The organism is Cryocola sp. 340MFSha3.1 (genome assembly GCF_000383315.1).
Taxonomy (GTDB): Bacteria; Actinomycetota; Actinomycetes; order Actinomycetales; family Microbacteriaceae; genus Leifsonia.
Map to the genome: position 1 here is coordinate 1,648,983 of NZ_KB911088.1, position 19,123 is coordinate 1,668,105.

At 69.5% G+C, this 19,123-nt stretch carries 20 protein-coding genes; 14 read left to right on the plus strand and 6 right to left on the minus strand.

The features are described 5' to 3' along the window. Positions 1-143 precede the first annotated feature (143 nt). From H284_RS0118990 to H284_RS0119000, 3 genes are all read right to left on the minus strand, one after another. Positions 144-569, minus strand: a complete 426-nt coding sequence (locus H284_RS0118990; RefSeq protein WP_020077453.1) for a hypothetical protein — start codon at positions 567-569, stop codon at positions 144-146. A 73-nt stretch (positions 570-642) separates the two neighbouring features. Beyond that, positions 643-1,890: an NAD(P)/FAD-dependent oxidoreductase gene (locus tag H284_RS0118995; RefSeq protein ID WP_020077454.1), complete on the minus strand. Its 1,248-nt coding sequence runs from the start codon at positions 1,888-1,890 to the stop codon at positions 643-645. Positions 1,891-1,952: 62 nt separating this feature from the next. Beyond that, the gene (locus H284_RS0119000; protein WP_020077455.1) at positions 1,953-2,546 is read right to left on the minus strand and encodes an N-acetyltransferase; all 594 of its coding nucleotides are present in this window, start codon (positions 2,544-2,546) and stop codon (positions 1,953-1,955) included. A gap of 199 nt (positions 2,547-2,745) precedes the next feature. Here H284_RS0119000 and H284_RS0119005 point away from each other — a divergent pair, with 199 nt between their 5' ends. Further along, positions 2,746-3,819 (plus strand): alkene reductase, encoded by a 1,074-nt coding sequence (locus tag H284_RS0119005; RefSeq protein ID WP_020077456.1) that lies wholly within the window; start codon positions 2,746-2,748, stop codon positions 3,817-3,819. A 22-nt stretch (positions 3,820-3,841) separates the two neighbouring features. Here the strand turns inward: H284_RS0119005 and H284_RS0119010 are convergent, their stop codons facing one another. Further along, positions 3,842-4,300 carry a GyrI-like domain-containing protein gene (locus tag H284_RS0119010; RefSeq protein ID WP_020077457.1) on the minus strand — a complete coding sequence of 153 codons (459 nt, stop codon included), beginning with the start codon at positions 4,298-4,300 and terminating at the stop codon, positions 3,842-3,844. A gap of 128 nt (positions 4,301-4,428) precedes the next feature. On the opposite strand from H284_RS0119010, the gene H284_RS20425 reads away from it, so the two are divergent. From H284_RS20425 to H284_RS0119025, 3 genes are read left to right on the plus strand one after another with little or no spacing between them, the layout of a single operon-like run. Further along, positions 4,429-5,784 (plus strand): wax ester/triacylglycerol synthase domain-containing protein, encoded by a 1,356-nt coding sequence (locus H284_RS20425; protein ID WP_081630430.1) that lies wholly within the window; start codon positions 4,429-4,431, stop codon positions 5,782-5,784. 44 nt (positions 5,785-5,828) lie between these two features. Then, positions 5,829-7,811: a threonine--tRNA ligase gene (gene thrS, locus H284_RS0119020; protein WP_020077459.1), complete on the plus strand. Its 1,983-nt coding sequence runs from the start codon at positions 5,829-5,831 to the stop codon at positions 7,809-7,811. Next, complete coding sequence (locus tag H284_RS0119025) at positions 7,799-8,431, plus strand: HIT family protein (protein ID WP_020077460.1); 633 nt, start codon at positions 7,799-7,801, stop codon at positions 8,429-8,431. Before thrS ends, H284_RS0119025 begins: the two co-directional genes overlap by 13 nt. 78 nt (positions 8,432-8,509) lie before the next feature. Here H284_RS0119025 and pdxY read toward each other — a convergent pair whose 3' ends face one another. Then, on the minus strand, positions 8,510-9,361 hold the full coding sequence (pdxY, locus tag H284_RS0119030; protein ID WP_020077461.1) for a pyridoxal kinase PdxY: 852 nt from the start codon (positions 9,359-9,361) through the stop codon (positions 8,510-8,512). Positions 9,362-9,389: 28 nt separating this feature from the next. Then, complete coding sequence (locus H284_RS0119035; protein WP_020077462.1) at positions 9,390-10,700, minus strand: aminotransferase class I/II-fold pyridoxal phosphate-dependent enzyme; 1,311 nt, start codon at positions 10,698-10,700, stop codon at positions 9,390-9,392. A 103-nt stretch (positions 10,701-10,803) separates the two neighbouring features. On the opposite strand from H284_RS0119035, the gene pdxS reads away from it, so the two are divergent. The 10 genes from pdxS to H284_RS0119085 all read left to right on the plus strand — a co-directional run bounded on the left by pdxS (position 10,804) and on the right by H284_RS0119085 (position 19,088). After that, positions 10,804-11,709, plus strand: a complete 906-nt coding sequence (pdxS, locus tag H284_RS0119040) for a pyridoxal 5'-phosphate synthase lyase subunit PdxS (RefSeq protein WP_018191241.1) — start codon at positions 10,804-10,806, stop codon at positions 11,707-11,709. A 2-nt stretch (positions 11,710-11,711) separates the two neighbouring features. Beyond that, a complete protein-coding gene (pdxT, locus tag H284_RS0119045) occupies positions 11,712-12,323 on the plus strand; it encodes a pyridoxal 5'-phosphate synthase glutaminase subunit PdxT (protein ID WP_020077463.1) in 612 nt (203 codons plus the stop codon). Between the two features lie 86 nt (positions 12,324-12,409). Then, a complete protein-coding gene (locus H284_RS0119050) occupies positions 12,410-13,174 on the plus strand; it encodes a YebC/PmpR family DNA-binding transcriptional regulator (RefSeq protein WP_020077464.1) in 765 nt (254 codons plus the stop codon). Positions 13,175-13,189: 15 nt separating this feature from the next. Beyond that, the gene (gene ruvC, locus H284_RS0119055; protein WP_172823254.1) at positions 13,190-13,780 is read left to right on the plus strand and encodes a crossover junction endodeoxyribonuclease RuvC; all 591 of its coding nucleotides are present in this window, start codon (positions 13,190-13,192) and stop codon (positions 13,778-13,780) included. Then, on the plus strand, positions 13,777-14,385 hold the full coding sequence (ruvA, locus tag H284_RS0119060) for a Holliday junction branch migration protein RuvA (RefSeq protein WP_020077466.1): 609 nt from the start codon (positions 13,777-13,779) through the stop codon (positions 14,383-14,385). Before ruvC ends, ruvA begins: the two co-directional genes overlap by 4 nt. Then, positions 14,382-15,419: a Holliday junction branch migration DNA helicase RuvB gene (ruvB, locus tag H284_RS0119065; RefSeq protein WP_020077467.1), complete on the plus strand. Its 1,038-nt coding sequence runs from the start codon at positions 14,382-14,384 to the stop codon at positions 15,417-15,419. Before ruvA ends, ruvB begins: the two co-directional genes overlap by 4 nt. Before the next feature lie 56 nt (positions 15,420-15,475). Next, a complete protein-coding gene (gene yajC / locus H284_RS0119070; RefSeq protein ID WP_018191235.1) occupies positions 15,476-15,898 on the plus strand; it encodes a preprotein translocase subunit YajC in 423 nt (140 codons plus the stop codon). A gap of 62 nt (positions 15,899-15,960) precedes the next feature. Beyond that, the gene (secD, locus tag H284_RS0119075) at positions 15,961-17,691 is read left to right on the plus strand and encodes a protein translocase subunit SecD (protein ID WP_018191234.1); all 1,731 of its coding nucleotides are present in this window, start codon (positions 15,961-15,963) and stop codon (positions 17,689-17,691) included. Then, entirely contained in the window at positions 17,691-18,710 is a 1,020-nt protein-coding gene (gene secF / locus H284_RS0119080) for a protein translocase subunit SecF (protein ID WP_020077469.1), read from the plus strand. The genes secD and secF overlap by 1 nt, the downstream gene beginning before the upstream one ends. A 9-nt stretch (positions 18,711-18,719) precedes the next feature. Continuing rightward, positions 18,720-19,088, plus strand: a complete 369-nt coding sequence (locus H284_RS0119085; RefSeq protein WP_018191232.1) for a rhodanese-like domain-containing protein — start codon at positions 18,720-18,722, stop codon at positions 19,086-19,088. Positions 19,089-19,123 lie beyond the last annotated feature (35 nt).

Sequence of the window (19,123 nt, forward strand, 5' to 3'; positions counted from 1 at the left end):
TCCGGAGGGCCCCCTCGAGGTGGTCGTCCAGTGGTCGGCGTTCGACATCCCTGAGTCGCACGTCGTGCTGGATACCGCACCACTTCTCGCGCGGGCCTCTGAGGCCCGTCCGGTGTGGGGTTCCGACTAGATCCTGGTGATCATCACGGAAGAGTGCCGACGGCAGTGCTCGGCTCCCTCGAGTCCGCGTGCAGTCGCCTCGGTAGGAGAAGCAGCACCAGCGGTACCGCTGCCGCCACGATGATCGCGGAACCGATCAGGTTGTCGAGCAGCGGGTTCCCGGACGCGATATCGATCGATTCGCCGATGAGACCGAACAGCACGAGCACAGCGAGAGGGATGATCGCTGAGAGGCCGCGGCGACCCCTCACGGCGTTTCCCGCACCCGCCGCGAGAGCGATGGCGCCGCCGACGCAAACGACGACGAGGAAGGCGACGCCGCGATTTGCGGCGTTGCTGGTGAGGTTGCCGATGGTGCCCTGCCCTGTGACCCATTGCACGACAAGTGCGACGGCCAATAACGTCAGCACGAATGAGTAGCAGAACGATAGAACCGCCGCGACGATCACCGCTCCTGTCCGGCGGAACCGCGCCGGTGACCGAGAGGACGACACAGCGCGATCGTAGCGCTCGTCCGCGCTATCACCGTGGTTCATGAACCACCGATCTCGCCGCCCGCAGTCCCGAATGGAGCGCGCCCTGGATCGACGGCGACTCGCGGTGGTCGCCCGCGAGATGCAGGCCAGGGCCGATGCGGGCGGGAGACGAACGTCGCATCGGCGGGGGCAGAGCGGGGAGCGCGTGCGGGATGTCGTCGCGACGAAGGAGCCGCCACGATGACGAGGCCGGGCCGTACAGCCGTGTGAGCTGGTCACGCACGTCGGCCTCGCTCGCCACGCTGCCGGGCGTCAAGAGGCAAGTCGCCTGCACGAGGTGGCGGCCCGACGGCGCCGCCTCCGGGATCGTGGCGGAGATCGCCAGCGCATTGACGATCGGGCCTTCGCGACTCCCATCAATCGTCAGCAACCCGGAGACCGGAGCTTCCTCCGCCGCGAACCACCACGTCTGCAAGCCCCGTGTGGATGGGGCGGACGCGTCCACGAGCCCCGTGAGGGCCTCCGCACCCACCGCCACGACGACGTCGCGCGCCCGCAGGGTCTGCTCCCCGAGCGCATCCACATCCCATCGACCGTCGTGCCGGCGCAGTCGACTCACCGCGCGGCCGAGCCGGATGTCCGCTCCCGCCGCACGAGCGCGCGAAGCGAGCGCGTTCGGGAGCGCGGCGATGCCCTCGCGGGGGAGGCCCGCAGCAGCCGGAAGGAACGATCGTGCGAGCAGGCGGACATACGTGTCTGACGTCATTTCAGAGGAGTCGGCGAGGACTCCCGCGAAGAACGGCGACAACACCTGAGTGCGGAGCGGCCCAGTCAGACCGGCCTCGTCCCAGCCCCGGCCGACGGTGCGATCCGGGCGCGCGACCGTAGCGCGGGGGCGGAAAGCCACGGGACCGAGCCACCGGACGAGCCCGACAAGGTCACGCGGTGTGACGAGACCGCTGGCGAGTGTCGCCGGAATCAGGCCCGGATGCCGAAGCGGATGCGCGAGGGAGGCCATCGAGCCGTCCGTGCGACGCACCCGGACCGCTGTCGGAAACGCTGCGACGGAAAGACTGTGGACGTCCACTGCCGCGCGGACCGCCGGGTAGGCGGTGTTCAGCACATGGAAGCCGCGGTCGAGGGTGAAGCCGTCGACGCGGTCGGTCCGTTGCCGCCCACCGACACGGTCCGAGGCCTCGAGCACGACCACCTCGCGGCCCTGGGCGGCCAGCTCGGCGGCACATCGCAGCCCCGCGAGCCCGGCACCGATCACGATCACGTCATGCGTCCGCATGTGCCGAGTGTACGAGCGCACGATCGACGGAGAGCGGAGAGACCTCGTCGCAGGTGCCTGTGTCAGTCCGCCGACGGCGGGACCGTGATGCGCATCACCGTCTTGCTCTTGCCGATGTGCCGCTCGAAGGTGAATCCGGCCTTCTCGAACATCGCCCTCGTGCCGTTGTGGAGGAACGACGACGACGTCCGCTTCCCGGGGGCGAGCTCGTTGGGGAACGAGACCACCTCGCCACCACCGGCCTGCCCGATCAGCTCGAGCGCCCCATCCAGTGCCTCCCGGGCCACCCCCTCGCGACGGTGGTCGCGGTCGACGAAGAAGCACGTGATGCGCCACGGCGCAGGACGGGTCTCGCCGGCGTCGTACTGCTTGCGGTGGTAGATGTTCGGCAGTTCGGCGGGACTGCCGTATTCACACCAGGCGATCGCATCGTCACCGTCGAAGACGAGCGCTGCGTGGGCCACGCCCTCCGCCACGAGCCGCTGCTTGAAGGTCGGACCGTCGTATTCGCGCTTGACGGTGGCCTCCGTGTCGCCGTGGAAGTAGGAGCAGTAGCACCCGCCCCAGACGCCGTTGTGCTTCTGCGCGAGCGCCAGCCAGGCCGGGAAGGTCTCCAGGGTCAGCGGCTTGATCGCATGCTGAGCGGTCACCGTCATGCGGAACCTCCCTCGTCCTCTCCGTCAAGTGTGACGGGACCGATCGCCGTGCACCAGGGGTACGCATCCAGCGTGAGAGTCTCCTGGGCGACGGAATACATCGAGGAGAACGCCCGTTGCCGCCAAGGTCGCGCTTCGACCGCGCACCTGCTGACCCCGACCGGTCTCACGCATCCGCACCCCGAAAGGCATCCCCTCGATGGATCTGTTCTCTCCCGTCTCGCTCGGAGACCTCCACCTTCCCAACCGCGTCGTGATGGCGCCGCTCACCCGCACCCGCGCGGGCGAGGCGGGCATCCCGGGGCCACTGGTGGCGGAGCACTACGCGCAGCGGGCGAGCGTGGGTCTGATCATCTCCGAGGGCACCTATCCGAGCCACGAATCCCGCGCGTACCCGGGCCAGCCGGGCATCGTCACAGACGAGCAGATCGCCGGGTGGCGTGCCGTCGCCGACGCGGTGCACGTCCGGGGCGGGCGCATCGTCATGCAGCTGATGCACGGCGGCCGCGTCTCGCATCCGCTCATCACCGGCACCGAGCGCATCGTCGCCCCGAGCGCTGTCCCCATCGACGGCGAGACGCGCACAACGACCGGGAAGGTCGCCTACCCGGTGCCGCACGCGCTCACCGCCGAGGAGCTCGCGACGGTCCGTGATGAGTTCGTCGCCGCGGCGAGGAACGCCATCGCGGCCGGGTTCGACGGGGTCGAGGTGCACGGTGCGAACGGCTACCTGCTGCACCAGTTCCTCTCACCGGTGTCGAACATCCGCGACGACGAGTACGGCGGCTCCCCGGAGGCGCGCGCCCGCTTCGTCGTCGAGGTCGTCGGCGCGATCGCTGCCGCTGTTGGTGCGGGGCGGGTGGGCATCCGACTGTCGCCGATGCACAACATCCAGGATGTGTTCGAGACCGATCTCGCCGACACCACCGCCACATACCGGGCCGTCGTCGACGGGATCGCGCCGCTCGGCCTGGCCTACGTGAGCGTGCTGCACAGGGAGCCGACCGGCGAGCTCGTGCAAGACCTCCGGCAGCGTTTCGGCGGCCCGTTCATCGTGAACAGCGGATTCGGCTCGATCACGACGCGCGACGAGGCGATTTCGCTTGTCGAGGACGCGCATGCGGACGCGGTCGCCGTCGGCCGGCTCGCAATCGCCAACCCGGACCTCGTGGAGCGGTGGAAGGGCGAGCACCCGGAGAACCAGCCCAACCCGGCCACGTTCTACGGAACCGGTGCCGAGGGCTACACGGACTACCCGCGACTCAGCGCGTAGGCGTCGGCGGCTCCTGAAGCGGTCAGTCCACGAGCCAGCAGATCGTCGTCCGCCACGTGGCCGGATCGGGCTGGCTCTGCGGATCGCTCAGGTAGCACTCCCACATGACATCGCCGGGAGTCAGGCCGGCGTCGGCGGCGAAGCGCCGGATCTCGTCGTAGGTCTGCCGGATCGTGTTGTACGGTCCGACATGCGTGGCCTCCACCACTCGTCCTCCGGGCAGCGTCCCCGGCACGACATCACCCGATGCCGTGATCGGTCCGGAGGCCGGGAAGCCCGCCTCGACCTCGACGGTGTCGGTGGGCATCCCGGAGTACTTGCCGAACGGGGGCCCCGCCGGATGACGCCCCTGGACCTGCAGTTCCGCCGCGGTCTCCTGGAACGCGCGGGCGAAGAATGCGGGGAGGTCCGCGAGGGGGACGCGCTCGTGCAGGACGGCGGTCGGTTGCTCCCAATGCTGGACGACGGCGATATCGGTCATGCCGCAACGATGGGCGAGGGGGAGACGGCCGACGAGGGCCGAACGTCCCGCCAGGGTGCACGGAACCCGGGCGCGAGCCAGGGACCTTCGGCCTGAGGGGCGCGTCCGGCCCGCCGTAGCGTTGGTCCATGAGGACCGCTCGGGTGGAGCCGACGCCGATGGCAGGGGTGGATGCGGCCAACTTCGCCGTGGAGCAGGGACAGCCGAACGTCGTCACCCTGGTCGGCCTTCTCGCCCCCGGCGGCTTCGTGAACGCAGCCGGTGCCCCCGATGTGGACGTCCTCCGCGACACGCTGGCCCCTCGGGTCGCGCGGCTGCCCGCTCTTCACCGTGTGCCGGTGGACGCCGGCGGTGAGTGGACGTGGCGGACGGTCACTCCGGACCTGACGCATCACGTCCGGGTGATCGGTGCGGAGACCGCGGCCGCAGACGGAGACGTGTCGACAGCGCTCGAGCGGACCTGCGCGCGCGTCGCCATGACTTCGCTGGACGACGGACGCCCGCTCTGGGAGCTTCTCCTGGTTCCGCGCGTGGCCGGTGACCGCTGCGGGATGCTGTTCCGGCTGCACCACGCGGTCGCCGACGGCCTGGGCGCAGAGGAGCTGGTCGCCGCCCTCTCCGACCCCCTGCCGGCGGACACGACCGACGTGGCCGGCCCTGGGCACGCGGATACCGTTCCACCCCCGCGGAGGTCGTTCATCCTGCGACTGGGGGACCTCGTGGTCCAGACGCTCGCCGTCTTCCGCCGCCGTGTCCGCTCGCAGGTCCTGCTCGGACCGCTGGGCACGACGCGCGATGTCGCGTTCCTGGATGTCGATCTCGCCTCACTGCACGAGGGTGCCCGGCGCGCCGGCGGCACCATCAACGACGCGTTCCTCACGGCGTTCGGGCGAGGGATTCGCGCGGCGCTCGTCGATGCAGGGGAGGTGCCGCCCGCGTCGGTCCCCGTCTCGTGTCCCGTCCGGCTTGCGCGGTCGGCAGGGGAGGGGAATGCGACAGGAGTGATGCTGGTCGACATCCCGCTCGGAGGTCCGCAGACCGATCCCCGCTCCGACGGCTCCATCGCGCAGGTTGCCGCTGCGACGCGCTCCGAGAAGGCGCGGGCGCGCGCCATCGGGACGTTCCGGTTGATGCGCAGCCCCCGCGCTGCGCGCTTTCTCATGCGGTTCGCGCGGAGTCAGCGCGCTGTGGCGGCGATCGCATCCGAACTGACCGGGCCGCCGCGCGCGTACCGCCTGGCCGGCACGGAACTCGTCGCCGCCTGGCCGTTGGCGCTGCTGTCAGGGAACGTCCGCGTCGGAGTCCTCGCCGTGTCGTATGCGGGTCGGTTCCGCGTCAGCGTGCAGACCGACGGAGAGCACGTGCCGCCTGCTCGGGTGGTCGCCGACGCCATGGCGGAGGCCCTCGGGCGCATCGCCGGGCGGGTGCACGACGAGAGCGCGCCCGTCGGCGGCCGCTCCGTCCGGCATCCCCGGTCCGGCTAGAGTTGGAGGGTTCCCAAATCGACCCACGAACAAGGAGTGGACAGGTGGCCGACGGCTTCGAGCTCTTCACCGACCGTTCCGTTGTCGCGATGCGCGTCAACGGTGAGCTGAAGGACCTCGCGACCACCGTCACGACGACCGACGAGGTCGAGCCGGTCACCATCGACTCGCCCGACGGCCTCAGCATCCTGCGCCACTCGACGGCGCACGTCCTCGCCCAGGCCGTGCAGGCCGTGAACCCCGACGCGAAACTGGGCATCGGGCCGCCCATCACGGACGGTTTCTACTACGACTTCGACGTGCAGGAGGCGTTCACCCCGGAGGATCTGAAGGCTCTCGAGAAGGAGATGTCGCGCATCCAGCGGGCGGGCCAGCGGTTCGTCCGCCGTGTCGTCACCGACGAGGAGGCGCGCGCGGAGCTCGCCGACGAGCCGTACAAGCTGGAGCTCATCGGCCTCAAGGGCGGGGTCCAGCACGGCGACACCGCCGCCTTCGACGAGAGCGAGTCGGTCGAGGTCGGCTCCGGCGAGCTGACCATCTACGACAACGTCGACCCGAAGACGGGGGAGACGGTCTGGAAGGACCTCTGCCGCGGCCCGCACCTCCCGAACACCCGCATGATCGGCAACGGCTGGGCGCTCACCCGCGTCGCCGCCGCCTACTGGCGAGGCAACGAGAAGAACAAGCAGCTGCAGCGCATCTACGGCACCGCCTGGGCGAGCAAGGAGGAGCTGCGCGCCTACCAGACCCGCATGGAGGAGGCCGCCAAGCGCGACCACCGCAAGCTCGGCGCCGAGATGGACCTGTTCAGCTTCCCCGACGAGATCGGCTCGGGCCTGGCGGTGTTCCACCCGAAGGGCGGGATCATCCGCAAGGAGATCGAGGACTACATGCGCGACCGGCTCATCGCCAACGGCTATGAGCTCGTCAACACGCCGCACATCACCAAGGCGCACCTCTTCGAGACCAGCCAGCACCTCAACTGGTACAAGGAGGGGATGTTCCCGCCGATGCACCTCGACGAGGAGCGCGACGCGGAGGGCAACATCACCCGGCAGGGCCAGGACTACTACCTGAAGCCGATGAACTGCCCCATGCACAACCTGATCTTCCGTGCGCGCGGGCGCAGCTACCGCGAGCTCCCGCTCCGGCTGGCCGAGTTCGGGACGGTGTACCGGTACGAGAAGTCCGGCACCCTGGCCGGTCTGACGCGCGTCCGCGGGCTCACCCAGGACGACGCCCACATCTACGTGACGGAAGACCAGATCCGGGACGAGGTCGCCCGCCAGCTCGAGTTCGTACTGGACACCCTGCGCGGCTACGGCCTCACCGACTTCTACCTGGAGCTCTCCACGAAGGACCCGGACAAGTACGTCGGCAGCGACGAGAGCTGGGAGACCGCGACCGAGACGCTGCGCCAGGTGGCGATCGAGTCCGGTCTGGAGCTCGTGGACGACCCGGGCGGGGCGGCGTTCTACGGCCCGAAGATCTCGGTGCAGGCGCGCGACGCGATCGGCCGCACCTGGCAGCTGTCGACCGTCCAGCTGGACTTCAACCAGCCGGAGCTGTTCGAGCTGGAGTACAACGCGGCGGATGGCACACGCAAGCAGCCGGCGATGATCCACCGGGCGCTGCTCGGCTCGATCGAGCGGTTCTTCGCGATCCTGCTGGAGCACTACGCCGGCGCGTTCCCGGTCTGGCTGTCGCCGGTGCAGGTCGTGGGCATCCCGGTCGCCGACCAGTACGCGCCGTTCCTCGACGACGTGATCTCGCGGCTCCGCGCCCGCGGGGTGCGCGCCGAGGTCGACCACTCCGACGACCGCATGCAGAAGAAGATCCGCACCCACACCAAGGCGAAGGTCCCCTTCCAGCTGATCGTGGGAGAAGAGGATGCGTCGGCGGGCACGGTCAGTTTCCGGTTCCGAGACGGCACGCAGCGCAACGGCGTGACCGTCGACGAGGCGATCGAGCGGATCGTCGAGAGCATCCGCTCGCACGAGCTGGTCGACACGGCATGGCACGACTGAACCTCGACTCGTACGGGACGTCGGACGACCCGAACGGAGACGGCGCAGCCGATGGGGCGATCCGGGACAGCGTCGACGCTGCGCGCATCCGCGTCGACGACCCGTCGTACCTCGTCGGCGTTCCGGACGAGTTCCAGCGGCTCTGGACGCCGCACCGGATGGTCTACATCCAGCACGGCCAGCAGCCGGGCAAAGACGACTGCCCGTTCTGCGTCGCCCCGAGCATGAGCGACGAGGATGCGCTGATCGTCGCGCGCGGAACGCACGCCTACGCACTGCTGAACCTGTTCCCGTATAACAGCGGCCACTTGCTCGTGTGCCCGTACCGCCACATCGCCACGTACGACGAGGCGACGCCGGAGGAGGTCGCCGAGATCGGCAGCCTCACCCAGACGGCGATGCGCGTCATCCGTCAGGTGTCGAAGAACGACGGCTTCAACATCGGCATGAACCAGGGCGAGGTCGCGGGAGCCGGGATCGCGGCGCACCTCCATCAGCACGTTGTGCCGCGGTGGGCTCAGGATGCGAACTTCCTGCCCATCATCGCCAAGACGAAGGCGCTGCCCCAGTTGCTCGGAGAGGTCCGGGCGGCCATCGCAGACGCCTGGCCGCGTCCCTAGCCAACAGCTCCTGAGTTTTTCGCCGTTTTAGCGGCGATTTGCCCGAAAAACTCAGGAGCTGATGGTGGGGGAGGCGGGTCAGCGTACGCGCGTGACCGCGAACTGCTCGCGCGGGTTAGCGTAGGAGTCCTGCGACTCGACCAGCTGCAGCTCGCGCTCGCCCGACTCCAGGGTGCGCGTGAGCAGGTCGAACACGCTCGACACGGTCTTCCGCAGGGCCAGCTCGGCATCGCTGGTGCGCACGTAGTGCGCCGTGAACAGCGCCGCCGTCACGTCGCCCGATCCGTTGGCCTTCAGCGGGAGGCGCGGGGTCTGCACGATCCACGCGCCCGCGTCGTCGACGGCGAGCATCTCGATCGTGTCGGCCGGTGCATCCGGACGCTCGACGCTCGTCACGAGGATGGTGCGAGGGCCCATGGCGCGCGCCGCATCCACCGATTCCAGCGTCGACTCGAGGGTGTCGGGCGAGGTCTCTGTCAGGAAACCCAGCTCGAACTGGTTCGGCGTGATGATGTCGGCCACCGGAACCACACGCTCGCGCAGCAGCACCGGGATGGCCGGGGCGACGAAGCAGCCGGACTTCGCGTTGCCCATGACCGGGTCGCACGCGTAGACGGCGTCCGGGTTGGCCGCCTTCACGCGGGCGACGGCGTCGATGATGATGTCGCCGATGCCCTCGCTGCCCTGGTATCCGGAGAGCACGGCGTCGATCTGGCCGAGCACGCCGCGCTCCTCGATGCCGGTGATGACCTCGCGGACGTCGTCGGGGGAGATGAGCGGTCCACGCCACGCGCCGTAGCCGGTGTGGTTGGAGAAGTTCACCGTGTAGACGGGCAGGACCTCGACGCCGATGCGCTGCAGCGGGAAGACGGCGGCGGAGTTGCCGACGTGACCGTAGGCGACCGCGGACTGGATCGAGAGGATCTTCATCCCTCGATCCTCTCATCTGGTCCGGGGCTCAGCGCGCCGCATCCACCAGGTCGTCGAGCAGCCGCGCGCTCTCCTCGGCGGTGAGGTCGTGCACGGTCAGGCGCAGGTGATGTGACGGTTCGGGATGTTCGGCCAGCTGGAACTCGTCGCCCGTCCGCGCCAGCCAGCCGCGCCGCATGAGGCGCTCCGCCACCGTCCGCGCCTGCACGGGAAGCTCGACCCACAGGTTGAGGCCGTCGGCCGGTTCGGCGGGGAGTCCGCGCACGGTCAGCTCCGCCGCGAAGTCGCGGTTCCGCTCGGCGTAGTGCCGGCCGGCGTCGGCGATCTCGCGGAGGGCCGTCTCGTCGGTCAGCTGGGCGAGCACGAGGCGCTGAAGGATATGGCTGACCCAGGTCGTGCCCGGGCTCAGCCGGAAGGCGAGGCGCTCGGCCGTCTCCGGGTCGGTGGCGGCGACGGCGAGGCACATGTCCGGGCCGAGGAACTTCGACACCGAGCGGATGAGCGCGAAGCGCCGGTGCCCCGGCCCGATCAGCGTCTCGTAGCGCCGCTGCGAGAGCATGGAGAAGTGGTCGTCCTCGATGACGAGCACGTAGGGATGGTCGGCGAGCACCGCGCGCAGTTCGGCGGCGCGTGCGGGGGAGAGGGTCGCGCCGGTGGGATTCTGGGCCCGCGGCGTGCAGATGACGGCGCGGACGCCCGCGGCGAGAGCGGCACGCAGGCCGTCCACGGTCATGCCCTCCGCATCCACCGGCACCGGGACGGCCCGATACCCGCCCAGCCGGACGGTGTGGATGCTCGCCAGGAAGCACGGATCCTCCAGCGCCACGGCGTCGTCACGGAGCAGAGCCTGCGCGAGCAGACGCTCGACCGCATCCACAGCGCCGTTGGTCACGGTGATGCGCACCGTCTGGTCGGGCAGGTCGTCGCGCACCCAGGCGAGCGCGCGCTCCTCGAGGGCCGGGTCGATGACGGGCTCCCCGTACAGGACGGGTCGTCCGATGGCGCCGGCGAGCGCTGCGGACGGCTGCGGGATGCGGCGCGGGTCCGGGTTGCCGGTTCCGATGTCGCGGAGGACGCTGTCCTGCGCGTAGCCCTCCTGCGCGACCGCCTCGACCCCGGCGATGACGGTGCCCGCCCGGCCGCGCGCCGTGACGACGCCCGCATGCGCGAGCAGACGGTAGGCGGCGACGGCGGTGTTGCGGTTGACCTGCAGCTGCGCCGCCAGCTCGCGCACCGGCGGCAGAGCGTCGCCGCGGCGCAGCGCACCGCGTTCGTGCAGCGCGCGCACGCTCGCCGCGATCTCCGACGCCGTGGCGCCGGTGATGCCGTTTCCGTCCATTACGCTCCCCGCCGATGGTCCCGCGGTCGAGTCTATCCAGCTGCGAGGGGGATGCTATCGTTCGGCATAGGCCAAAACATTCTTTGTTCCGCACGAGAGGGCGATGATGACAGACAACGTACAGGGCAGCGCGACCGGTTCGAGCCGGGTCAAGCGCGGCCTCGCCGAGATGCTGAAGGGCGGCGTCATCATGGACGTCGTCACCCCCGAGCAGGCCCGCATCGCCGAGGACGCCGGCGCCGTCGCCGTCATGGCGCTCGAGCGCGTCCCCGCCGACATCCGCGCCCAGGGCGGCGTAGCCAGGATGAGCGACCCGGACCTGATCGAGGCCATCATCGCCGAGGTGTCCATCCCCGTCATGGCGAAGGCCCGCATCGGCCACTTCGTCGAGGCGCAGGTGCTCGAGGCGCTCGACGTCGACTACATCGACGAGTCCGAGGTGCTCTCGCCCGCGGACTACGTCAACCACATCGACAAGTGGCGCTTCACCGTGCCGTTCGTGTGCGGTGCGACGAACCTGGGCGAGGCGCTCCGCCGCATCAACGAGGGCGCGGCGATGATCCGCTCGAAGGGCGAGGCCGGCACCGGCGATGTCTCCGAGGCGACGAAGCACATCCGCAAGATCACCTCGGAGATCAACGCCCTGAAGTCGATGACCAAGGACGAGCTGTACGTCGCGGCCAAGGAGCTCCAGGCCCCGTACGAGCTGGTGGCCGAGATCGCCGAGACGGGCAAGCTGCCGGTCGTGCTCTTCACCGCGGGCGGCGTGGCCACCCCGGCCGACGCGGCGATGATGATGCAGCTGGGCGCGGACGGCGTGTTCGTCGGCTCGGGCATCTTCAAGTCCGGCAACCCCGAGCAGCGCGCGGCGGCGATCGTCAAGGCGACCACGTTCTACGACGACCCGAAGGTCATCGCGGAGGTCTCCCGCGGCCTCGGCGAGGCCATGGTCGGCATCAACGTCGGCGACCTCCCCGCTCCGCACCGTCTGGCCGAGCGCGGCTGGTAAGCGTGGCCGGAACGACGACGCGGGTCGGCGTCCTCGCCCTGCAGGGGGATTTCCGCGAGCACATCGCGGTCCTGCGGGGCCTGGGCGCCGACGCCGTCCCCGTACGCCGTGCGTCCGAGCTGGAGGAGATCGACGGCCTGGTGATCCCGGGCGGCGAGTCCAGCGTGATGGACAAGCTCTCGCGCGCATTCGGCGTCGCGGAGCCGTTGCGCCAGGCCATCGCCGACGGTCTGCCCGTGTACGGGACGTGCGCCGGGCTGATCATGCTCGCCGACCGCATCCTCGACGGCATCGCCGGCCAACAGAGCCTGGGCGGCCTGGATGTGTCGGTGCGGCGCAACGCGTTCGGCTCGCAGGTGGACTCGTTCGAGACCGACCTCGACATCCCGGCGGTCGGCGAGGAGCCGATGCACGCGGTGTTCATCCGCGCACCCATCGTCGAGAGCGTCGGCGAGCGGGCGACACCCCTGGCAACGGTCGCGGACGGTCGTGTCGTCGCCGTCGAGCAGGGCAACCTGCTCGGCACGTCGTTCCACCCCGAGATCACCGGCGACACCCGCTTCCACGAGTACTTCCTCGGGAAGGTGCGCCGGGCGGCTCTGCGGGCGGCCTGACCCCGCCGCGAGGGTCGGTGCGGGAGCGGGGCGGGCAGTCGTCCTACAATGGTCAGGATCTTCAGACGTGAGACGAGGGAGCACCAGTGTCCGGGCATTCCAAGTGGGCAACGACCAAGCACAAGAAGGCGGTGATCGACGCCCGCCGCGCGAAGTCCTTCGCGAAGCTGATCAAGAACATCGAGGTTGCGGCGAAGACCGGCGGTGCCGACCTGTCGGGTAACCCCACGCTCGTCGACGCGGTGCAGAAGGCCAAGAAGACCTCGGTCCCGAACGACAACATCGACCGCGCCATCAAGCGCGGCGCAGGCCTCACCGGCGAGTCGATCGACTACACGACGATCATGTACGAGGGTTACGGCCCCGGCGGCGTCGCACTGCTGATCGAGTGCCTCACCGAGAACAAGAACCGGGCGGCGGCCGAGGTCCGGACCGCGATGACCCGCAACGGCGGCACCATGGCCGACCCGGGCAGTGTCGCCTACAACTTCCACCGCAAGGGCGTCATCGTCGTGCCGCACGCCGACGGTGTGGATGAGGACACGGTCCTCACCGCCGTGCTCGACGCCGGTGCGGAGGAGGTCACCGACCGGGGCGAGAGATTCGAGGTGCTGACCGAGGCTTCCGACCTGGTCGCGGCACGCACCGCGCTGCAGGAGGCCGGTATCGACTACGACTCGGCCGACGCGGAGTTCGTGGCGACCGTCAACGTCGAGGCCGACGCCGAGGTGGCCCGCAAGGTGTTCCGCCTCATCGACGCCCTCGAGGACTCCGACGACGTGCAGAACGTGTACACGAACCTCGACATCAGCCCTGAGGTGCAGGCGCAGCTCGACGAAGACGACGAGTAGGTCGCGGCCGTGACGATCCGGGTGCTCGGCATCGACCCGGGTCTGACGCGCTGCGGTGTCGGGATCGTCGACGTGCAGGCGGACCGTCGCGCCACGCTGGTGGATGTGACGGTCATCCGCACCCCGCCGGGCATGGCCCTGGAGGAGCGGCTCCTCGCGGTCGGGAACGGCATCGAGCGCCTGCTCGATGAGCATCTGCCCGCGGTCGTCGCCATCGAGCGCGTGTTCGCGCAGCACAACCTCCGCACCGTGATGGGAACCGCGCAGGTCAGCGGCGTCGCCCTGCACTCGGCGGCGAAGCGCGGCCTCCCGGTCGCCCTGCACACGCCGAGCGAGGTGAAGGCGGCGATCACCGGCTACGGCTCTGCGGACAAGAGGCAGGTCCAGGCGATGGTCGCGCGCATCCTCGGGCTCGCGGAGGCGCCGAAGCCGGCGGATGCGGCGGACGCCCTCGCGATCGCCATCTGCCATGCCTGGCGCGGCGGCCCGGTGGCGGCCGACGCCGGGGGAGCGACGGACACCGCGCTCACCCCCGCGCAGCAGGCGTGGCGCGCCGCGGAGCGCTCCAGCCGCACGTCGGCGGTGCCCCGTAGGCTTGCACGGTGATCTCCTCCCTCCGCGGTACCGTGCTCTCGGCGAGCGGCGGCACCGCCGTCGTCGAGGTGGGCGGCGTCGGCTTCGCCCTGCAGCTGACGCCCGACCACGTGCTGTCGCTGCGCGTGGGTGAAGAGACCTTCCTGCACACCTCGCTTATCGTCAGGGAGGACGCCCTGCAGCTGTTCGGATTCGCCGACCGGGAGCAGCTGGACGTGTTCGAGCTTCTCAACGGCGTGTCGGGCGTCGGTCCCAAGTCGGCCATCGGCGTGCTGTCCGTGCTGTCGCCGGACGACATCGCCACCGCGGTGGCAGCCGACGACGACGCCCCCTTCCGCAAGGTGTCCGGGATCGGGCCCAAGACCGCGAAGCTGATCGTCGTCTCCCTGGCCGGCAAGCTCACCGCCGTCCGCCGTCCGGCGCCCGCGGTGAAGACATCCCGAGCCCCGTCGTCGGTCGGCGACAGCGTGCTCGTCGCCCTCGTCGGGCTCGGCTGGCCGGAGCGGGTCGCCGCCGAGGCGGTCGCCGAGGTCACGGCCGAGACCGAGGAGAAGGACCGCGACAGCGTCCAGGCCCTCCTGCGCCTCACCCTCTCGCGGCTCGGACCGGCGCGATGAGCGACGATCTGACCACCCCGGAGCTCGAGTCGGAGACCGAGCTCGCCTTCGAGGGAGCCCTGCGGCCGCGCACGCTGTCCGAGTTCGTCGGGCAGGCGACGGTGCGCGGTCAGCTCCAGTTGCTGCTTACTGCGGCACGGATGCAGGAGCGGACGGCCGACCACATCCTGCTCGCCGGCCCCCCGGGGCTCGGAAAGACGACGCTCGCGATGATCGTCGCGCACGAGAGCGAGCGGCCGCTGCGCCTCTCCAGCGGTCCGGCCATCCAGCACGCCGGCGACCTCGCGGCGCTGCTGTCGTCGCTCACGCCGGGCGAGGTGCTCTTCATCGACGAGATCCACCGCATGGCGCGGTCGGCGGAAGAGATGCTGTACCTCGCGATGGAGGACTTCCGCATCGACATCATGGTCGGAAAAGGCGCGGGCGCCACGTCCATCCCGCTCGATCTGGCACCGTTCACGCTGGTCGGCGCGACGACGCGCTCGGGGCTGCTGCCCAACCCGCTGCGTGACCGTTTCGGGTTCACCGCACACCTCGAGTTCTACGACGAGGCCGAGCTGACCCAGGTGCTCACGCGGGCGGCGACGATGCTCGACTTCGAGGTCGACCGGGAGGCGCTGGCCGAGATCGCCGGGCGCTGCCGAGGCACGCCGCGCATCGCCAACCGGCTGCTGCGCCGGGTGCGCGACTACGCGCTCGTCCACGGCGGCCGGGCCGATGTGAATGCGGTGCGCGCGGCGCTCGAACTTTACGATGTCGACCCGCTCGGCCTCGACCGCCTCGACCGTGCGGTGCTGCAGATCATCCTCGAACGTTTCGACGGCGGACCGGTGGGATTGAACACCCTCGCGGTCTCCGTCGGGGAGGAGGCGGAGACGATCGAGTCGGTCGTCGAGCCCTTCCTCGTGCGCATCGGACTGCTCTCCCGAACGCCCCGCGGCCGCATGGCGACCGCTGCGGCATGGCGTCATCTCGGAATTCCGAGCCCGCGGCGGGATTCCTCCCAGCCTCCGACGCTCGTCGATGACATATAATCCAAGCTGGCCGTTCGGCCAACCCCCTTGCCCCCATCGAAAGGTTCGGCAGCTTCATGGTCTTTGACCCGTTGACCATCCTGATGGTCGTCATCCTGGCGGCCCTCGTGTTCTTCATGTTCCGGAACAGCCGCAAGCGGCGCCGGGAGCAGGAGGAGACGCGTTCGAAGATGGTGCCCGGCGCCGAGGTCATGACCAACTTCGGTCTCTACGGCACGCTCCTGTCCGTCAACGAGGACGACAACACCGCCACCATCGAGACGAGCCCCGGCCACGTCGTCAAGGTGCACCGCCAGGTGCTCGCCCGCGTCGTCGAGCCCACGAACGCGGAGGCCACGAGCGACGACGCCGAGGCCCCCGGTGTCGAACTCAACGAAGACCACGCGATCACTCACGACGCGTCGGACTCCACGACGCCGGAGTACGGCGAGCGTCTCGACGACTCGCCCAAGAAGCCCGGCTCGAAGAGCGACGACTGACACATCCCCTGTGCTCCGGCCCCCACGCGGGGCCGGAGCGCTCGTAGAAAGCTGAGTTCCTGGTGGCAAAGTCGACCCCGGTCAAGAAAGCCTGGCGTTCGCTGACGTGGCTCGGCGTCATCGTGGTGGTGCTCCTCGGCACCCTCACGGCAGGCGTCCTGTTCAGCAACGCCACGTGGCTGCCGAAGCTCGCCCTCGACCTCGAGGGGGGAACGCAGATCATCCTCGCCCCGCAGGTCGAGAACGGCCAGTCGGTGCAGCAGCAGCAGCTGGACCAGGCGGTGTCGATCATCCGCCAGCGCATCGACGCGTCCGGCGTGTCCGAGGCGCAGATCTCCACCGAGGGCTCGAAGAACATCGTCGTCTCGCTTCCCGGCAAGCCGGACCAGGCGACGCTCGACCGCGTGAAGTCCAGCGCACGTCTCGACTTCCGTCCGGTGCTCATCGCCGGCGGCCCGACGAACGAGGTCGTCGGCGCCGACGGCAAGTCCACCCCGGCGCCGTCACCGGCGCCCGACCTGCAGGCGACGCCCTCGACGAAGCCGACGAACGGCAGCGACCTCGCCTGGGTCACGCCGAAGCTCCAGGCCGACTTCAACGCCTACGACTGCAAGGCGAACGCGAACAAGACGACGAGCTCCGCGCCGACGGACCAGCCGCTGATCACGTGTGACGACAAGAACACGGTCAAGTACCTGCTGGGCCCGGTCGAGGTCAAGGGTCAGGACATCAGCGACGCGAACGCCGGGCTGGTCCAGAGCTCGCAGGGCGTGACGACCGGCCAGTGGGCCGTGAACATCGTCTTCAACGGGGCGGGCACCAAGGCCTTCTCCGACGTCACGACGCGCCTCGTCGGCCTCCAGGGATCGCAGAACCAGTTCGCGATCGTGCTCGACGGCAAGGTGATCTCCGCGCCGACGACGCAGGCGGCGATCACGGACGGCAAGCCGCAGATCACCGGTAACTTCACCGAGACGACCGCGAAGGCCCTCGCCGATCAGCTGAAGTTCGGCGCGCTGCCGTTCAGCTTCAAGGTGCAGAGCCAGGACACCATCTCGGCGACCCTCGGTACCGCGCAGCTGCTCGCCGGTCTCATCGCGGGTCTGATCGGCCTCATCCTGGTCGCGATCTACACGTTCTTCCAGTACCGACTGCTCGGTCTCGTCACGATCTTCTCGCTGGTCGTGGCCGGCGTGCTGACCTGGTTGACGATCTCGCTGCTCTCGTGGCACTACGACTACCGGCTCTCCCTCGCGGGTGTGGCGGGTCTGATCGTCGCGATCGGCTTCACGGCCGACTCCTTCATCGTGTACTTCGAACGCATCCGAGACGAGTTGCGCGATGGGAGGGGTCTCGAATCCGCCGTGGAGGCCGGCTGGGGACGCGCCCGCCGGACGATCTACGCGTCGAAGGCCACCAACCTCCTCGCGGCCGTCGTGCTGTACGTGCTCGCGGCGGCGAACGTGCGCGGGTTCGCCTTCACGCTCGGACTCACGACCATCATCGACGTCATCGTCGTGCTGCTCTTCACGCACCCGACGCTGCAGCTGCTCGCGCGGACGCGCTTCTTCAGCTCCGGTCACCCGCTGTCCGGCCTCGACCCTCAGGCGCTCGGCGCAGTGTATCGCGGCGCCGCACAGTTCCGGGCGCCGACGGCAGCCGTCAAGGCGGGAACGGCCGCGCGAGCGGGCAAGGAGGCGGCTCGCCGCCAGACGATCGCCGAGCGCAAGGCGGCAGAGCTCGCCGGCGCTTCGACGTCCTCGGATCGATCGACCGAGGGGAAGGACTCCTGATGGCCAGCCGTCTCGTGCAATTCGGTAACGACCTCTACACCGGCGCGCGCTCGATCGACTTCGTCGGCCGCCGCAAGATCTGGTACTCGATCGCGGCCGTCATGGTCGTGCTCTCGATCCTCGTGCCGATCGTCCGCGGCGGGTTCAACTTCTCGATCGAGTTCCGCGGCGGTTCCCAGTTCCAGGTGAGCGACGTGTCGAGCACCGACACCGGCAAGGCGCAGGACGCTGTCAGCAGTGTCGTGCCGAGCGCCGTCTCGCACGTCAGCGTGGTCGGCGACAACGCCGTGCGCGTGCAGACCGACCAGCTGTCGGAGACGCAGACGCGCGAGGTGTCGGACGCGCTGGCGAAGGCGTACGACGTCGACGCGTCGGAGGTCTCTGCGACCTTCATCGGGCCGTCGTGGGGTGCGGATGTGACGCAGCAGTCCATCCAGGGCCTCGTGGTGTTCCTGCTGCTGGCCTTCATCGCCATGGCGCTCTACTTCCGCACCTGGAAGATGTCCGCCGCCGCGATCATCTCGCTGTTCCACGACCTCATCATCACGGCGGGTGTGTATGCGCTCGTCGGGTTCGAGGTGTCGCCGGCGACCATGATCGGCTTCCTGACCATCCTCGGCTACTCGCTGTACGACACCGTCGTGGTGTTCGACAAGATCCGCGAGAACACCAAGGAGGAGATGGAGCTGACCCGGCGCACGTTCGCCGAGTCGGTCAACCTGGCGGTCAACCAGACTTTGGTGCGGTCGATCAACACGGCCGTCGTGGCGGTGCTGCCTGTCGCGTCCATCCTGTTCATCGGTGCCTACGCGCTCGGTGCGGCGACGCTGCGCGATATCTCCCTCGCCCTGCTGATCGGCATCATCGTCGGCACGTACTCGACGATCTTCCTGGCCGCGCCGATGTACTCGCAGTTCCGTGAGAAGGAGCCGGCGATCCGGAAGCACGACCAGAAGGTGCTGTCCATCCGTCCGAAGGCCGAGGTCAAGACCGACGCAGTCGCTGCGGCCGCGGAGTAGCCTGGCCGGATGACCGACGCCGCCCCGCAGACGCCTTTCCTCCCCGAGGACGAGATCACCGTTGCGCGTGCGCGCGAGCTGACCGACGCGGGTGACGCGTGGCTGCTCGACGTACGCGAGCCCTTCGAGTGGGAGGCCGGGCACGCGCCCGGTGCGCACCACATCCCGCTCGGTGAGCTGGGGGAGCGGCAGCATGAGCTTCCGGAGGACCAGCAGCTGCTGGTCATCTGCCGGAGCGGCGCCCGGTCGCGGAGGGTCACCGATGCGCTCATCGAGGCGAACTATCCCGTCGCCAACGTCGCGGGCGGGATGAGCGCCTGGCACGCCGAGGGCGGTCCCGTTCTGCGCGACGACGGTACGCCAGGAGCGATCGTCTAGGGCCGAGATCCCGCATCGTGACAGAACGGTGTTCC

Coding starts and splice junctions, on each gene's coding strand:
- H284_RS0118995 (WP_020077454.1), bottom strand. CDS start 1,890: ATGCGGACGCATGACGTGATCGTGATCGGTGCCGGGCTCGCGGGGCTG.
- H284_RS0119000 (WP_020077455.1), bottom strand. CDS start 2,546: ATGACGGTGACCGCTCAGCATGCGATCAAGCCGCTGACCCTGGAGACC.
- H284_RS0119005 (WP_020077456.1), top strand. CDS start 2,746: ATGGATCTGTTCTCTCCCGTCTCGCTCGGAGACCTCCACCTTCCCAAC.
- H284_RS0119010 (WP_020077457.1), bottom strand. CDS start 4,300: ATGACCGATATCGCCGTCGTCCAGCATTGGGAGCAACCGACCGCCGTC.
- H284_RS20425 (WP_081630430.1), top strand. CDS start 4,429: ATGAGGACCGCTCGGGTGGAGCCGACGCCGATGGCAGGGGTGGATGCG.
- H284_RS0119025 (WP_020077460.1), top strand. CDS start 7,799: ATGGCACGACTGAACCTCGACTCGTACGGGACGTCGGACGACCCGAAC.
- pdxY (WP_020077461.1), bottom strand. CDS start 9,361: ATGAAGATCCTCTCGATCCAGTCCGCGGTCGCCTACGGTCACGTCGGC.
- H284_RS0119035 (WP_020077462.1), bottom strand. CDS start 10,700: ATGGACGGAAACGGCATCACCGGCGCCACGGCGTCGGAGATCGCGGCG.
- pdxS (WP_018191241.1), top strand. CDS start 10,804: ATGATGACAGACAACGTACAGGGCAGCGCGACCGGTTCGAGCCGGGTC.
- ruvB (WP_020077467.1), top strand. CDS start 14,382: ATGAGCGACGATCTGACCACCCCGGAGCTCGAGTCGGAGACCGAGCTC.
- yajC (WP_018191235.1), top strand. CDS start 15,476: ATGGTCTTTGACCCGTTGACCATCCTGATGGTCGTCATCCTGGCGGCC.
- secF (WP_020077469.1), top strand. CDS start 17,691: ATGGCCAGCCGTCTCGTGCAATTCGGTAACGACCTCTACACCGGCGCG.
- H284_RS0119085 (WP_018191232.1), top strand. CDS start 18,720: ATGACCGACGCCGCCCCGCAGACGCCTTTCCTCCCCGAGGACGAGATC.